We start from the raw sequence: 15,666 nt of genomic DNA, 5'->3' as shown, positions 1-15,666 counted from the left end.
CTCAGGCCTTGCTGCGGGCTTCACCCGCGCCGAACAGGTTGGACACGCAACGGCCGCAGATCTCGGGGTGGTCCGCGTCCTGGCCCACGTCCAGGCGCCAGTGCCAGCAGCGCTCGCACTTCTTGTGCTGGGACGGCGTGACCTCGATGCGCGTTTCACCCTCGCCGGCATGCACGGTGGCGCGCGACACGATCAGCACGAAGCGCAGATCGTCGCCCAGGCTGGCCAAAAGTGCCTGGTCGGCGCTGGCGGCGTACAGATCGACTTCGGCTTGCAGCGACGAACCGATGTCGCCGGCCGTGCGGACTTCCTCGAGCTTGCGCTGCACTTCGGCGCGGATCGCGCGCAGGCGCGTCCACTTGGCCGTCAGCGCCTCGGCGTCGGCATAGGGCGGCAGGCTGTGGAAGACCTCGGTGAAGATGGTGACGCGCGCGGCGTCGGCCTGGTGCTTTAGCGCCGAGGCGACCAGTTCCTTCCAGGCTTCTTCGGCGGTGAAGGACAGGATCGGGGCCATCAGCTTGAGCAGCGCCTGGGTGATCTCCAGCAGCGCGGTCTGCGCCGAGCGGCGCGCCAGGCTGCCGGCCGCCGTGGTGTACAGGCGGTCCTTCAGGATGTCCAGATAGAACGCGCCCAGGTCCTCGGAGCAGAAGGTCTGCAGGCGCGAGACGGCCGGGTGGAAGTCGTAGCGCTCGTAGTGCGCGCTGATCTCGGCCTGCATCTGCGCGGTCATGGCCAGCGCGTAGCGGTCGATTTCGAACAGCTCGCCATGCGGCACGGCCTGCGACACGGCGTCGAAGTCGGCCAGGTTGGCCAGCAGGAAGCGCAGCGTGTTGCGGATGCGGCGGTAGCCTTCGACCACGCGCTTGAGGATCTCGTCGGAGATCGACAGCTCGCCCGAGTAGTCGGTGGATGCGACCCACAGGCGCAGGATCTCGGCGCCGAGCGAATCGGATACCTTCTGCGGCGCGATCACGTTGCCCACGGACTTGCTCATCTTGCGGCCCTGGCCGTCCACCACGAAGCCGTGCGTCAGCAGGGCCTTGTAGGGCGGCTGGCCATAGAGCATGCAGCCGGTCAGCAGCGAGGAATGGAACCAGCCGCGGTGCTGGTCGGAACCTTCCAGGTAGAGGTCGGCGGGCCAGGCCAGCTCGGCGCCGTGCGAGCCGGCGAAGGCGCCGTCCTTGCCGCCCAGCACGGTGGCGTGGGTGCTGCCCGAGTCGAACCAGACGTCCAGCGTGTCGCGGTTCTTTTCATACTGGTCTGCCTCGTCGCCCAGCAGCTCGCGCGGATCGAGCGTCTGCCAGGCTTCGATGCCGCCTTGTTCGACGCGCAGCGCCACCTGTTCGAGCAGCTCGACCGTGCGCGGGTGCAGCTCGCCGGTTTCCTTGTGCACGAAGAAGGCCATGGGCGTGCCCCATTGCCGCTGGCGCGACAGCGTCCAGTCGGGGCGGTTGGCGATCATGGCGTGCAGGCGGGCGCGGCCCCAGGCCGGATAAAAGGCCGTGGCGTCGATGCCGGCCAGCGCCGATTCGCGCAGCGTCGGGCCGCCGTCCTTGGGGGCGACGTCCATGCCCGCGAACCACTGGCTGGTGGCGCGGTAGATGATGGGCGTCTTGTGGCGCCAGCAGTGCATGTAGCTGTGCTTGTGCTTTTCCACGTGCATCAGCGTGCCCGCCAGCTTCAGGGCCTCGACGATCTTGGGGTTCGCGTCCCAGATCGACAGGCCGCCGAATAGCGGCAGGCTGTCGGCGTACTTGCCGTCGCCCATGACCGGGCTGATGAAGTCGGTGTCCTTCATGCCGTGCGCCTTGCACGACACGAAGTCCTCGATGCCGTAGGTCGGCGCCGAGTGGACCACGCCGGTGCCCGAATCGGCCGTGACGTAGTCGCCCAGGTAGACGGGCGCCGTGCGGTCATAACCGGGGTTGGCCTTGGCCAGCGGGTGGCGGAAGCGGATCCCGGACAGGGCGGCGCCAGGCGCCGTGGCGATGACATCGCCTTCGAGCTGCCATTGCTTCAGGCAGTCCTCGACGCGGTCCTTGGCGATCAGCAGCAGCGGGCCGGACACGGGCGCGGGCGACACGCGCACCAGCGCGTATTCGATCTCCGGGTGCAGGTTCAGCGCCTGGTTCGACGGAATGGTCCAGGGCGTGGTGGTCCAGATCACGATGGCGCCATCGTCGACCGAATCCAGACCGAAGGCCTTGGCCAGCGCCGGACGGTCGGCGAAGGGGAAGGCCACGTCCACGGCCGGATCGACGCGGTCGGCGTACTCGACCTCGGCCTCGGCCAGCGCCGAGCCACAGTCGAAACACCAGTTCACCGGCTTCAGGCCGCGGAACACATAGCCTTTTTCCAGAATGCGGCCGAGCGCGCGGATCTCGTCGGCCTCATTGCTGAAGTTCATGGTCATGTAGGGGCGGTCCCACTCGCCCAGCACGCCCAGGCGCTTGAAGTCCTTGCGCTGGCGGTCGATCTGCTCGAGCGCGTAGGCGCGCGCCTTGGACTGCACTTCCGCCACGGGCAGGTGCTTGCCGTACTTCTTTTCGATCTGGATCTCGATGGGCATGCCGTGGCAGTCCCAGCCCGGCACGTAGTGCGCGTCATAGCCGGCCATGTTGCGGCTCTTGACGATGATGTCCTTCAGGATCTTGTTGACCGCGTGGCCGATGTGGATGTCGCCGTTCGCGTAGGGCGGGCCGTCATGCAGCACGAAGCGCGGACGGCCGCGGCTGGCGGCGCGGATCGCCTGGTAGACGTGGTTTTCCTCCCACTGCGTGATCCAGGCGGGCTCGCGCTTGGCGAGGTCGCCCCGCATGGGGAAGGGAGTGTCGGGCAGGTTGAGGGATTTTTTATAGTCCATGAACGGCAAAATAGGCGCGCGCGTTTCGCGCGTCTTCGGCGATGGCGGCAGTCAGGGAAGGGAGATCGGGAAATTTTTCTTCGTCCCGCAGCTTGTGCAGGAATTCGACTCGCACGAGTTTACCGTAAGCATTGACGGTCTCGTCGAGCAGGTGGGCCTCCAGCAGGACCCGGCCGTGGTCCTCGACCGTCGGGCGCACGCCCAGGCTGGCCACGGCCGGCAGGGCGCGGTCGCCCAGGCCGTAGACCTGGACCACGTAAATGCCCGAGCGCGCCGCGCAGCGCGGCGCCACGCGCAGGTTCATCGTGGGAAAGCCCAGCGTGCGGCCCAGCTTCTGGCCGTGGATCACGTGCCCGCTGATATGGAACGGGTGGCCCAGCAGATGGCGCGCGCGCTCCAGGTCGCCGACCGCCAGCGCGGTGCGGACTTCGGAGCTGGAAATGCGGTGGCCGTGCTGGTCGGTCACGTCGGCCAGGGTCTGCACCTCGAAGCCGTGCCGCAGGCCGGCCTCGCGCAGCAGGTCGATGTCGCCGCTGCGCTTGTGGCCGAAGCGGAAGTCCTCGCCCACCAGCAGCCAGCGCGTCTGCAGGCCCTGGACCAGCAGGTTCTCGATGAAGGCGTTGGCCGACATTTCGGCTAGCCGGGAATTGAAGCGCTCCACCACCACCTGGGAAATGCCATAGCGGGCCAGCGCGGCCAGCTTGTCGCGCAGGCCGGAGATGCGGGTGGGCGCCAGTTCAGGCCGGCGGTTCAGGGCGGCAAAGTACTCCCGCGGATGCGGTTCGAAGGTCATCACGGCGGGCGTAAGGCCGCGTTCGCGCGCGACCTGGCAGACGCGCGCGAGCATGGCCTGGTGTCCGCGATGGACGCCGTCGAAATTGCCGATGGTCAAGGCGCTGGGCGCGCGTTGAGCGGGCGGGGGCAGGGATCGGTGGATGCGCAGCGTAGGTTTCACGGACGAGAGTTTACAATTTTGGATTCAGGATCAGTCCGCACCCCGCGCATTCTTGCGCCAGAGGGTGGCGGACCGGTCCCCAACCCGCCGCCGCTCCTGGGTAAAAATGGCCCGCCGGAGCGGAATGCGCGCCCGGCGCCGCGCGGGGTTTTTCTCGGAAATCGCTATCTTGCCGGATTCTTCTCTTATCAAGCGCCGCCTGGTCATCCTGATCTCGGGGCGCGGAAGCAACATGCAGGCGCTGGTCCAGGCCTGTCGCGACCAGGGCTGGCCGGCCGAGGTCGTCGCCGTCATCGCCAGCCGGCCGGACGCCGCCGGGCTGGACTGGGCGCGCGCCCAGGGCATCGCCGCCTCGGCCCTGCACCACAAGGAATACGCCAGCCGCGAGGCCTTCGACGCCGCGCTGGCCGAGGAAATCGACCGCCATGCGCCGGACTACGTCATCCTGGCCGGCTTCATGCGCGTGCTGACGCCGGGCTTCGTCAACCATTTCGCGGGTCGGCTGGTGAATATCCATCCTTCGCTGCTGCCGGCCTTCCCTGGCCTGCACACCCATGCCCAGGCGCTGGCCACGGGCGTGCGCGTGCACGGCTGCACCGTGCATTTCGTCACCCCGGTGCTGGACCACGGCCCCATCATCGCCCAGGGCTGCGTGCCGGTGCTGGCCGGCGACACGCCGGATTCGCTGGCCAATCGCGTGCTGGAAGTCGAGCACCGGGCTTTTCCGGCCGCCGTGCGCTGGCTGGCCGAAGGCCGGGTTACGCTGACGCCTGACCACCGGGTGGACGTGCAGGGCGATCCCGAGCGCCTGTTCACCTGGTCGCCGGCCGCCTGACGGCCCGCCATCATCCGGCCATCAGGCCCGCAATCGCATTTACCAGGGCGGATCGATGCCGCCTTATTTGGAATACACCATGAGCAAACCCCAATCTCCGCGTTCCCGTCCGGCCGCCGCCAAGGCGGGCGAAGGGCGCGACGGACGGTCTTTCTTCTCGCGCCCGAAGGGCGAGGCCCGCGCCACGGTCGAGCGTTCCGAGCGGCCCGCCCGGGCCTCGGGGCCTGATGGCGGCCGTGGCGGCCATGCCGAGCCGCGCGCGCGCCGTGACGCGCCGGCGGGGCGGCGGGACGACGGGGCGGGCGCCAGCCGCCGCGAATACGGCCGCGACGGGCGCCAGGACGGTCGTCGCGAACACGAAGGCCATCGTGAGCACGCCGGCCAGGATCGCCGCGAGCAAGGCGGCGGTCGCGAGGGGGCGCGCGCTTATGGTCGCAATGAGCGGCAGGGCGATGCCGGCCGTCGCGAGGCTCCGCGCGGCCAGGAAGGACGCCGGGAATACTCCCGTGATGATCGTCAGGATGCGCGCCGGGAATATGCCGGCGGCGCTCGCCAGGACGGCCGCCGGGAGCCGGGCCGTGACGATCGCCAGCAGGATCGCCGTGGTGAATACAACTACAACAGCCGCGACAGCCGTTCGCAGGGACGCCCGGAATACGCCCGGGACGATCGCCGCGATGGCCGTTTCGACGGGCGTCGCGAGCAGGGCCATGCCGGTCGGGGCGATGAACGCCACGGCCAGCGCGCCTATCAGGACGGGCCGAGCGGCCAGAATCGCCAAGGCCCCCGTTTCGACGGCGGCCGCGACGACCGCGATTTCCGTGGAGAGCGTGATGGCCGTCCGGGCGCCGAGCGCCGCGATGGACGCCCGGGCCAGGATTCCCGTCCGACGTCCGGCCACGGCGGTCCGCGAGGCGGGCAGGCTCGCGCATCGCAGCCGTCGCGCCCACGCCAGCCCTATGCCGCCATTCGCATCGACCAGGTGCAGCGCGTGCTGGGCGAGATCCTGCAATGGACCTATCCGGCGGACGCGGCCTTGTCGCACTGGCTGCGCGGCCATCCCGGCCTGGGCGCCCGCGACCGCTCCGAAGTCGCCGAAGCCGTCTACGACGTGCTGCGGCATCTGCGGCGCTACCGCCAGTACGGTGAAAGCGGCGTTGGCCCGGCCTCGCGCCGTCTGGCCATCCTGGGCCTGGCCGCCACGCTGGGCGCGCAGGAATTGGCCGAAGGGCTGGACGCGGCCGAGGCCGAATGGCTGCAGCGCGTGTCGCGCATCGATCCGGCCACGTTGCCGCGCGCGGTGCGGGGCAGCATTCCCGACTGGCTGGACGAGCGTTTGTCCGCCATGGACAGCCCGGACACGCTGATCGAGGCGCTGAACCGCCAGGCCAGCCTGGACCTGCGCGTCAATCCGCTCAAGGCCGAGCGCGATGCCATGCTGGTCGAGCTGCAGCAGAGCGCCGGTCGCTACGAGCCGGTCGCCATGCCGTATTCGCCCTGGGGCATCCGCATGGAGGGCCGTCCGGCCATCAACCGTTGGGCCCAGTTCGAGAACGGCAGCATCGAGGTGCAGGACGAGGGCAGCCAGCTGCTGGCCCTGCTGGTGGCGCCGCGGCGCGGCGAGATGATCATCGATTTCTGCGCCGGCGCGGGCGGCAAGACGCTGCTGCTGGGCGCGCTGATGCGCTCGACCGGCAGGCTGTACGCCTTCGATGTGTCGGCCGCGCGTCTGGCGCGCGCCAAGCCGCGTTTTGCCCGCAGCGGACTGTCCAATGTGGTTCCCGTGGCCATCGACAGCGAGAACGACACCCGCATCAAGCGCCTGGCCGGCAAGGCCCAGCGCGTGCTGGTCGACGCGCCGTGCAGCGGCATCGGCACGCTGCGCCGCAATCCCGACCTGAAATGGCGCCAGCACCCCGAGGCGCTGGCCGAGCTGGGCCAGCTGCAGGAGCGCATTCTGAACAGCGCCGCGCGCTGCGTGGCGCCGGGCGGTCGGCTGGTGTACGCCACCTGCAGCCTGCTGGCCGAGGAAAACGAGGTCCAGGCCGAGCGCTTCCTGGCCAGCCACCCCGAGTTCGAGCGCCTGGACGCCGCGGCCATCCTGGCCGGACGTTGCGAGAACCTGAAGCTGGAAGGCCCTTACGTGCAACTGCGGCCCGACCTGCACGGTACCGACGGCTTCTTCGCCGCCGTGTTCGAGCGCAAGAAGGCGGGCGCGAAGACGGAGCAGGATGCCGAGCCGTTGGCGCTCGAGGCCGAGGGCGAGATGGACGACGCATCGCCGCAAGCCGGGCAGGATGCCGGCGCACAGACGGATTCGGCAGCCGGCGAAACCGCCTGAGTCCCCAGGGGATCTTCGATCAGCGGCGCCCCGGCTTTCCGCCGGGGCGCCGTTTTCATCAGGGCGCGGGCGCGACGTTCAAGGTAGCGCTGTAGCGACGGATGCCCAGTGTCTTGTTCTGGTATTTCACTTCCCAGGCCAGGGTGTCCGCGCCGGGCTGGCCGGTCTGGTAAACCACCTGGGCGATCGGCACAGCCTTGTAGGCGCAGCGACCCGAATCACTCGATTGTCCCTGGGTATGGGCCACGTTGGCTGAACCCAGGTGCGGCGGCAGGGTGATCGTCACTTTTGGCGCCCTCAGGGCCAAGCAATCCGACCCTCTTATTTCGTAGTAAGAAGCCAACACCGTCACGTCTCCCACTTTCAATGACTGGGCGCAGGCGCCGCCGGCATAAGCCAGGGTCGCGGCGGCCAGCAGGGGGATTAAATGGGGACGTATAATTGAAACAGGCATCGGAACGGGTTCGAAGTGGAGGACTGAGGGCAGGGGCGAAGTTTGCCTCCAGTCCGTGGCCGTATCAAGACGGGCGCACCTGACTGGAACTTTAACGGCCCGGGCCGGCCAAAACCTGACGTCCGCGCCAATTCCCTTGAAACAGGCGCTGCGGGCCGCGCCATCCGGCGCGGGCCACGCAGGCGAGGACGTATCGCGACGCGCCTGAAATGTTTTTGCGGAAAATTCGGTTCATTGGCGGCTTGCCTGCGGGTTTTTCAGCAGGTTTCTTGCCAGCCAAACGGGGCTTAGTCCTTGATTTCTCTCAATAACTATTTTGAAACTCCCTTGTCATAAGCAGGCAAAGGTAAGCTAAACTTCAGGCACTCTTTACGCGAGGCTCACAAAAGCTTTATGGATTACATCCTTTCCTTCATTGCCGGCGGTCTGACCCAAGCCACCTGGTGGCAGGTCGTGGTTTTCACGCTGGTGGTGACGCACATCACGATCGTCTCGGTCACCGTCTTCCTCCATCGCAGCCAGGCGCACCGCGGTCTGGACCTGCATCCCGCCGTCATGCATTTCTTCCGCTTCTGGCTCTGGATGACGACGGGCATGGTCACCAAGGAATGGGTCGCCATTCACCGCAAGCACCACGCCAAGTGCGAAAAGGAAGGCGATCCCCATTCGCCCATCCTGTTCGGCATCTGGAAGGTGCTGTTCCGTGGCGCCGAGCTCTACCGCGAAGAATCCAACAACAAGGAAACCATGGCCAAGTTCGGCCACGGCACGCCTGACGACTGGCTCGAGCGCAACGTCTACAGCAAGCACAGCCTGTGGGGCGTGCTGACCATGCTCGCCATCGACGTGGCCCTGTTCGGCGCCATCGGCCTGACCGTCTGGGCCGTGCAGATGGCCTGGATCCCGTTCTGGGCCGCCGGCGTGGTCAATGGCATCGGCCACTACTGGGGCTACCGCAACTACAACAGCCCGGACACCAGCACCAACGTGTTCCCCTGGGGCATCGTGATCGGCGGCGAAGAGCTGCACAACAACCACCACGCTCACGGCACGTCGGCCAAGTTCTCGGCCAAGTGGTACGAATTCGACATCGGCTGGTGCTACATCAACATCCTGAAGTTCCTGGGCCTGGCCAAGATCAAGAAGGTCGCGCCCAAACTCAAGCTGGATGACTCGCGCACCGGCATCGACCTGCGCACGCTGCAGGGCGTGATCACGCACCGCTACGAAGTCATGGCCCGCTACGCCGACATCATCAAGAGCGCCGCCCGCGAAGAGCTGGCCAAGATGAAGGCCTCGCGTCAGGAAGGCAACGCCGAATGCGGCTGGAGCAAGCTGCACAAGGTGCGCCGCGCCATTCACCGCAACGAGGACATCCTCCAGCCCGAGCAGCTGCAGGCCGTCGATCAGGCCATCGCCCAGAACAAGTCGCTGTCCACGCTGGTGCAGATGCGCCGCGAGCTAGGCCGCATCTGGGAAAGTTCCAGCGCCAGCAGCGAACAGCTGCTCCATGACCTGCAGGCCTGGTGCCAGCGCGCCCAGCAAAGCGGCATCGCCGGGCTCGAGCAATTCGCTCAACGTCTGCGCCGCTACGCGGCATGATGCTAGAGAAGCTCAACCCCGAACAACGCGCCGCAGTAACGTTAGAACCGCAGCACGCCCTGGTCCTGGCCGGGGCGGGCAGCGGCAAGACCCGGGTGCTCACCACCCGCATGGCCTGGCTGATTCAAACCGGCCAGGCTTCGCCTTTTGGGCTGCTGGCTGTCACGTTCACCAATAAGGCCGCCCGCGAGATGCTGGCGCGGATGTCGTCCATCCTGCCGATCGACACGCGCGGTCTCTGGATCGGCACCTTCCACGGGCTGTGCAATCGCATGCTGCGGGCGCATCACCGCGATGCCGGCCTGCCGCAAAGCTTCCAGATCCTCGATGTCACCGACCAGCTCGCCGCCATCAAGCGGCTGATGAAGGCCAATGGCGTCGACGACGAGAAGTACCCGCCGCGCGACGTGCAGCGCTTCATCAATGGCGCCAAGGAAGAAGGGCTGCGCCCGGACGGCGTCGAAGCCTACGACAGCCACCGCCGCCGCCTGATCGAGATCTACCAGCTGTACGAGGCCCAGTGCCAGCGCGAGGGCGTGGTCGATTTCGCCGAGCTGCTGCTGCGCGCCTATGAACTGCTGTCGCGCAACGCGCCGGTGCGCGAGCACTACCAGCGGCGTTTCCGCCACATCCTGGTCGATGAGTTCCAGGACACCAACACGCTGCAGTACAAGTGGCTGCGTCTGCTGGCCGGGGGCGGCGCGGCGATCTTCGCCGTGGGTGATGACGACCAGTCCATTTACGCGTTCCGTGGCGCCAACGTCGGCAACATGGCCGACTTCGAGCGCGATTACGCGCGTGGCACGGTGATCCGGCTGGAGCAGAACTATCGTTCCTATGGCCACATCCTGGATTCGGCCAACGCGCTGATCGGCCACAACAGCGGCCGCCTGGGCAAGAACCTCTGGACCGAGCAGGGCGAAGGCGAGCCCGTGCGCGTCATCGAGCAGCCGTCGGACGGCATGGAAGCCCAGTGGGTGGTGGACGAGATCCGTTCGCTGATCCACGAAGGCAGCCTGCGCCGCGAGATCGCCGTGCTCTACCGCAGCAACGCGCAGTCGCGCGTGCTGGAACACGCCATCTTTTCCGCCGGCATTCCTTACAAGGTCTATGGCGGCCTGCGCTTCTTCGAGCGCCAGGAAATCAAGCACGCGCTGGCCTATCTGCGCCTGATGGCCAACCCGCAGGACGACACGTCGTTGATGCGGGTGGTGAACTTCCCCACGCGCGGCATCGGCGCGCGCACGCTGGAAACGCTGGCCGACGCGGCCCGCACCCATGACATCAGCCTGTATTCGGCAGTGGCCATGGTGGGCGGCAAGGGCGGTTCCAACCTGGTGCAGTTCGCCCAGCTCATCAACCGCCTGATCGAGGAAACGCGCGACCTGCCGCTGCCCGAGATGGTCGAGCACATGCTCGAGGCCAGCGGCCTGAACGCCCATTACAAGGCCGAGCGCGAAGGCGCCGAGCGCCTGGAAAACCTGAACGAACTGATCACCGCCGCGGCCGTGTTCGCGTCCGAGGAAAATTACGACGGCATGCCCGCCGGCGTGGTGCCCCAGACCGATGCGTCCTCGACGCTGATGCCGGGCGTGGTCGACGCGCCCATCGTCGCGCCGGACGGCATGACGCCGCTGGCGGCCTTCCTGTCGCACGCGGCGCTGGAAGCCGGCGACAACCAGGCGCAGCAGGGCCAGGACGCGGTCCAGCTCATGACGGTGCATGCCGCCAAGGGCCTGGAGTTCGACGCGGTCTTCATCACCGGCCTGGAAGAGGGCCTGTTCCCGCACGAGAACAGCATCCTCGAACAATCCGGGCTGGAAGAGGAACGGCGCCTGATGTACGTGGCGATCACGCGCGCGCGACAGCGCCTGTACATCACGCTGGCGCAGAGCCGCATGCTGCATGGACAGACGCGCTACGCCATGCGTTCGCGCTTCCTGGAAGAAATCCCCGAGAAGCACCTGAAGTGGCTGACGCCCAAGGCCGGCCTGGCCCAGGCGGGCGCCTCGCAGGCGTCCTGGGGCGGCAGCCGCACCGACGCGTTCGGCCGCAAGCCCACCAACACGATTGCGCCGCGTCAACCGCGCGGCGTCGCCACCGGCGTCACCGTGGGCGACAAGCAGTATCGTGTGGGCCAGGGCGTGCATCACGCGCGTTTCGGCGACGGCACCATCATCGGTCTGAGCGGGTCGGGGCAGGATGCCCAGGCCGAGATCCAGTTCCGCGACGTGGGCGCCAAGACGTTGGCGCTGGGCATCGCCAAACTCGACATAGTCCAGGGTTGAACGACATGGCTGACCACGATTCCCCCAAGGCCGAACTGGCAGCGCTGCGCGCCGAGGTCGACGAGATCGACCAGCAGATCATGCTGCTGCTCGGCGTGCGCTTTCGCTGCACCGACATGATCGGAGAGCTGAAGCAGAACCACGGCATGGATCTGGTGGATCCCAAGCGCGAGGCCCAGCAGGTCGCGCGCATCCGCCGCCTGGCCGAAGAGGCCGGCGTGCCGGCCGCGCTGGCAGAAACCATCCTGCGCGAGGTGATCGACACCGTGATCGACCACCACAGCCGCCTGCGCGACCGTCCGTATTCCTGATCCCTTCCCGGCCTGCCCGCCGGCTTCGCGCCGGCGGACAGCGCGCCCGCTTCACAACACCTTCATGAACGCCATCAGGGCGTCGATCTCGTCCGCGCTCAAATCGAGCGGCCGGATGTGTTCCGACTTGCGCGGCGCCAGCGGATCCGGTGGTTCGCGCGGTACTGGGTCGCGGCCCATGCCGGCGTCTTACATGCGCAGCAGACCTCTCATGTCGGGGAACAGGCCGTTGTGCATCCACGGGCCGGCGCGCGCGACGTTGCGCAGGCTGGGCGTGCGGAACTTGCCCAGGTCCGCCGGATCGCGCGTCGCTTCATAGCGCCCCAGATCCTGGTTGCGCCGGCCGTAGAAAGACAGCCCGATGTTGTGGAAGGCGTGATCGCTCAGCAGCGGGCCGCCGTGGCAATTCATGCAGCGGGCCCGGGTGCGGAACAGGTGCAGGCCGAGCAGCTCGGTGTCGTCCAGCGCATCGGCGCGGCCTTCGATGAAGTCGTCGAAGCGTGTGCGTTCAGGGCGCAGGGTGGCGACGTAGGCGGCCAGCGCGCGCGCCAGCCGGTCGGCATCGATCGGAGAGCCCGGCACGGGCGCCACGGAGATGGCATCGAGTGGAGGGTTTGGCACGGACGACATGGGGACGGCGCCTGGAGGCGAACCCTGTGCGGGCGCTGCGCCAAATGCGCGCAGGAACCGGGCGGGATAGGACTCGGATGCGTCGAGCCGGGCGACCGCGCCGGCCGCGTCGTGGTTCATCTCGCGCGGATCGTGCAGCGGCCCCATCACTTGTTCCTTGAGCGTGGCGGCGCGTCCGTCCCAGAACAGCCGGGGCGCGAAGGGCGCGGCGTACAGCGGCGTGGAGCGCCGCCGTCCCATGAGCCCGTCCTCGCCCACCGCCAGCGGCCTGCCGTCGGTGAAGGCGCGTTCGGGCGCATGGCAGGACGCACAGGATACCTGCCCCTTGCGCGACAGGCGCGCATCGAAGAACAGCGTCTGGCCCAGCGCGACGATCGCGGGCGTGGCCACATCGGCGGCCAGCTGCGCCTGTCCGGCATTGGCGGCGGTCCATTGCAGGGCGGGGGCCGACGCGGCAGGCACCGGCGCCCATTCGGTCCAGGCCACGCCCGGATCGATGGACGGCGCGGGCCATTGTGCTCTTGGCGCCGCATAGCGCGCGCGCAGGCAGGCGAGATCCCAGCCGGCCTGCGCGCGGCAGACGGCCGCGGACGGGTCGGCCGCGTTCGCGGCGGCCCCCAGCGCCGCGCCCAGCATCAATAGCGATAACCGACTTGCAGCCATATTTCACGTCCCACCTGATACAGCGCGCGGCTGCTCTTGAGATTCGGGTTGCTGGCCGTGAGCGCGGGCTTGCTATCGAGCACGTTCAGCACCTCGGCCGAGATTTCGAGATTGCGGGCGAAGGTCGGCCGCCACGCGAGCTTGGTGTCCCAGGTCCAGTACGAGGGCAGGTTGCCGGACTCGTAGCGCTGCAGGTACAGCGGCTTGGGTCCCACGCCCACGTAGATGGTGGCGTCGCGCTTGCTGCGCCAGTGCAGCTTGTTGCTCCAGGTCAGGCCGGCCTTGGGTAAAGCGCCGATCAGGTGCAGCACGGCTTCCTGCGGCTGGTGGAAATTGCTGGGCGGCAGATCCATGGCGCGTATCTGCGCGTTGTTGTAGATCACCTGGTCGTCGGGATCGCGGGCGTCGCCGCTATAGCCCTTCACCAGGTCGCCGTTGGTCTTGCGCTTCTGCCAGCTCCAGGTCGCCAGCAGGTTCCAGCGTGTCTCGCCCAGGCGCCAGGGCTCCAGCGGACGCAGCGTCAGGCTGACGCCATCGGTGGTCGAGCGGCCGTCGTTGGTGTAGCGGTAGCCGTCGGTATCGTTGCCGGCCTTGGTCCATTGATCGCGGCCGTTGCGATGCACATAGCTCAGCGTGCCTTCGATGCCGGCCAGGCGCTGGCGCAGCGACATGGCCCATTCGTCGTCGTAGGGCATGCGCAGGCCCTGATAGCGCACGTAGTATTCCTTGGCGCCGTCGGCGACCGGGCGGCCCTTGGCGTCCAGCACTTGCCGCCGCATGCGGTTGATCTCTTCCTCCAGCGCGGTCTGCAGCACTTCCGAACCGTAGTAGCGCGACCAGCCCGCGCTGAGCAGCGTGTCGCCCGAGCCGAGCACGTCCCAATCCAGGCGGGAGCGCGGCGAGATATTGTTCGTGCCCAGGAAGCTCTCGCGGTCATAGCGCACGCCGGCGTCCAGGGCCAGCCGTTCCCATTCGATGCGGTCGGACAGATACGCGCTGACGCTGTCGTAGTTCACGTCCACGGTGCCGGGCAGGTAGCGGACCTTGCTGAAGTCCTGGTAGCCGCCCTTGTTGTCGTAGGCGCGACGGTAGGAATGCGATTGCTGGAAGCGTTCGAACCCGGCCTGCACCCGCTGCCATTCCAGGCCGGCGTAGGGGATGTGCGTGATTGCGCCGGTGCGCACCGGATCCAGGTCGACGCGGCCTTTGAGGGTCCAGCTGTCCTGCTGCTTCTGTTCCTTGCCGAAGCCGCCCGCCGTATATTGCGGCAGGCCCCGGGGCTGGAAAGTGACCAGCTCGTCGCCGACCGATACGCGGTTGCTGAGCACGCGGTCCCAGCTGGCCTGCAGCGAATAGCGCCCGCCCTGGAACTGGTGGTCGATGTTGACGCTGATGCCGCGCGCCGCATGGTTGTTGTCCCAGCGGGTTTCGCGGAAGAGGTTGCTGACCAGCGTTTCCTTGCGGTCGCTGTATTTGAGCACCAGGTCGGCCGTGGTCCGCGCGCTGACGCGCACGCTGAACTTGCCCAGGAAATTGTCGATCTGGTCGCGATAGTTGTCCTGGCCGGGCAGCGGCTGGCCCTTGCCGTCCACGCCCATGTTCCAGCGCGTGATGTCGGATTGGCGACGCGATACCGCCAGGACCGCGCCGGACTTTTCGTTGAAAGCCAGATCCGCCACGCCGGAGTAGAAGCGCTTTTTCCATTCCGGCGCGTAGCCAGGCTTGCCCTGCGCCCAGCTCGCTTCCTCGCCTTCGGCCACCTTCTGCTGCGTCATCTTGGACGTGTTCCAGCGGTAGTCCAGGCTCAGGTGGTTCTCGCCGGAGTAGCGGCGCAGCCGGGCGTCGACCACGCCGCCAGTGAAGCGGCCGTATTCCGCCGGCACGAAGCTGTCGTAGACGCGAACCTCCTCGAGCAGGCTGGTGTCGACGAAATACGACTGGCTGTTGCTGGGGATGTTGCCGACCTGCAGGTTCAGGTTCTTGCTGGCCGGGTCCAGGCGGTTGGTGGCGTCCATGCCGTCCAGCTGGAACAGGTTCTGGTAGGGGCTGGCGCCGTGGAAGGACAGGTCTTCCACGTCCAGCGAGCCCCGGTTCTGCGAACCGTTGGCGCCGGCATTGACGCGCACCGCCGGGTGGCTGGCGACCAGCGATGTCAGGTCGCGGTTGGAACTGGGCGTCTCGGCGATCTGTTCGCGGGTGTAGGTCCGCTCGCCGGGCTGTTCGCCGTAGACGCGCACCGCGTCCAGGCGGTGGGCAGAGAACAGATTGGTCTTGTCCACGTAGACGATGTAGCGGCCCGGACCGTCCGCTTTCAGGGCCAGGCCGGATCCAGCCAGCAGGTGGTCCAGCGCCAGCAGCGGCGAGTACTCGCCCCGCAGCGCCGGCGCGGTCTTGCCGGCGACGGCGGCTGGCGGGAACGAGATTTCCAGGCCTGCCTGGCGGCCTAGCGCCAGCAGCGCATCGCCCAGGGGCTGGGAGGGCAGGTTGTATGTGGCGGGGCGTGCGGCAGGTTGCGCGTAGACGGGAGCGGCCAGGGCCAGCACGGCGCCGAGCAACGCGGTGCCGGCGCGGCGTCGGCCGATGGAAGAGGTAGACATGCGTGCGTCCAAAAGCGGTGTTGATCTCGGCCGTAGGACGCTGCGGGCGCTGGATTACCTCAGCGCGATCGCCATGAATAATTTATATTGATTCTTATTTACCGATTGGCAAACGGCAAATGGGCCG

The 15,666-nt window shown here is 67.5% G+C and carries 12 protein-coding genes; 5 read left to right on the top strand and 7 right to left on the bottom strand.

The features are described 5' to 3' along the window. Position 1: 1 nt before the first annotated feature. On the bottom strand, positions 2-2,863 hold the full coding sequence (gene ileS / locus C2U31_RS24135; RefSeq protein ID WP_103275113.1) for an isoleucine--tRNA ligase: 2,862 nt from the start codon (positions 2,861-2,863) through the stop codon (positions 2-4). Continuing rightward, the gene (locus C2U31_RS24130; protein WP_103275112.1) at positions 2,853-3,818 is read right to left on the bottom strand and encodes a bifunctional riboflavin kinase/FAD synthetase; all 966 of its coding nucleotides are present in this window, start codon (positions 3,816-3,818) and stop codon (positions 2,853-2,855) included. The genes ileS and C2U31_RS24130 overlap by 11 nt, the downstream gene beginning before the upstream one ends. Before the next feature lie 232 nt (positions 3,819-4,050). Between C2U31_RS24130 and purN the strand changes: the two genes are divergently transcribed. Then, positions 4,051-4,653, top strand: coding sequence for a phosphoribosylglycinamide formyltransferase (gene purN, locus C2U31_RS24125; RefSeq protein ID WP_369869796.1), 603 nt, complete (start codon positions 4,051-4,053; stop codon positions 4,651-4,653). A gap of 10 nt (positions 4,654-4,663) precedes the next feature. Here purN and C2U31_RS24120 read toward each other — a convergent pair whose 3' ends face one another. After that, the gene (locus tag C2U31_RS24120; RefSeq protein WP_103275110.1) at positions 4,664-5,665 is read right to left on the bottom strand and encodes a hypothetical protein; all 1,002 of its coding nucleotides are present in this window, start codon (positions 5,663-5,665) and stop codon (positions 4,664-4,666) included. Here C2U31_RS24120 and C2U31_RS24115 point away from each other — a divergent pair. After that, positions 5,645-6,994, top strand: coding sequence for an RsmB/NOP family class I SAM-dependent RNA methyltransferase (locus C2U31_RS24115; protein WP_103275109.1), 1,350 nt, complete (start codon positions 5,645-5,647; stop codon positions 6,992-6,994). The two genes, C2U31_RS24120 and C2U31_RS24115, sit on opposite strands and share 21 nt — an antisense overlap. A 58-nt stretch (positions 6,995-7,052) precedes the next feature. Here C2U31_RS24115 and C2U31_RS31030 read toward each other — a convergent pair whose 3' ends face one another. Continuing rightward, entirely contained in the window at positions 7,053-7,280 is a 228-nt protein-coding gene (locus C2U31_RS31030; protein WP_233772482.1) for a hypothetical protein, read from the bottom strand. 561 nt (positions 7,281-7,841) lie between these two features. On the opposite strand from C2U31_RS31030, the gene C2U31_RS24105 reads away from it, so the two are divergent. From C2U31_RS24105 to C2U31_RS24095, 3 genes are read left to right on the top strand one after another with little or no spacing between them, the layout of a single operon-like run. Beyond that, positions 7,842-9,050: a fatty acid desaturase gene (locus tag C2U31_RS24105; protein ID WP_103275107.1), complete on the top strand. Its 1,209-nt coding sequence runs from the start codon at positions 7,842-7,844 to the stop codon at positions 9,048-9,050. Further along, a complete protein-coding gene (locus C2U31_RS24100) occupies positions 9,047-11,338 on the top strand; it encodes a UvrD-helicase domain-containing protein (protein ID WP_103275106.1) in 2,292 nt (763 codons plus the stop codon). The genes C2U31_RS24105 and C2U31_RS24100 overlap by 4 nt, the downstream gene beginning before the upstream one ends. A 5-nt stretch (positions 11,339-11,343) precedes the next feature. Further along, positions 11,344-11,649 carry a chorismate mutase gene (locus C2U31_RS24095; RefSeq protein ID WP_103275105.1) on the top strand — a complete coding sequence of 102 codons (306 nt, stop codon included), beginning with the start codon at positions 11,344-11,346 and terminating at the stop codon, positions 11,647-11,649. 51 nt (positions 11,650-11,700) lie between these two features. On the opposite strand, the gene C2U31_RS31140 is transcribed toward C2U31_RS24095, so the two are convergent. Genes C2U31_RS31140 through C2U31_RS24085 form a run of 3 tightly spaced genes read right to left on the bottom strand, consistent with a single transcriptional unit; the run spans position 11,701 to position 15,539 of the window. After that, on the bottom strand, positions 11,701-11,829 hold the full coding sequence (locus tag C2U31_RS31140; RefSeq protein ID WP_255414601.1) for a hypothetical protein: 129 nt from the start codon (positions 11,827-11,829) through the stop codon (positions 11,701-11,703). A 9-nt stretch (positions 11,830-11,838) separates the two neighbouring features. Continuing rightward, positions 11,839-12,942: a cytochrome-c peroxidase gene (locus C2U31_RS24090; RefSeq protein ID WP_233772481.1), complete on the bottom strand. Its 1,104-nt coding sequence runs from the start codon at positions 12,940-12,942 to the stop codon at positions 11,839-11,841. Continuing rightward, entirely contained in the window at positions 12,915-15,539 is a 2,625-nt protein-coding gene (locus C2U31_RS24085; protein WP_103275104.1) for a TonB-dependent receptor, read from the bottom strand. Before C2U31_RS24085 ends, C2U31_RS24090 begins: the two co-directional genes overlap by 28 nt. Positions 15,540-15,666 lie beyond the last annotated feature (127 nt).

Source organism: Achromobacter sp. AONIH1 (assembly GCF_002902905.1).
GTDB lineage: Bacteria > Pseudomonadota > Gammaproteobacteria > Burkholderiales > Burkholderiaceae_B > Achromobacter.
The sequence above is the reverse complement of the archived record's forward strand: the minus strand, read 5'-3'. Positions and strand labels throughout refer to the sequence as shown.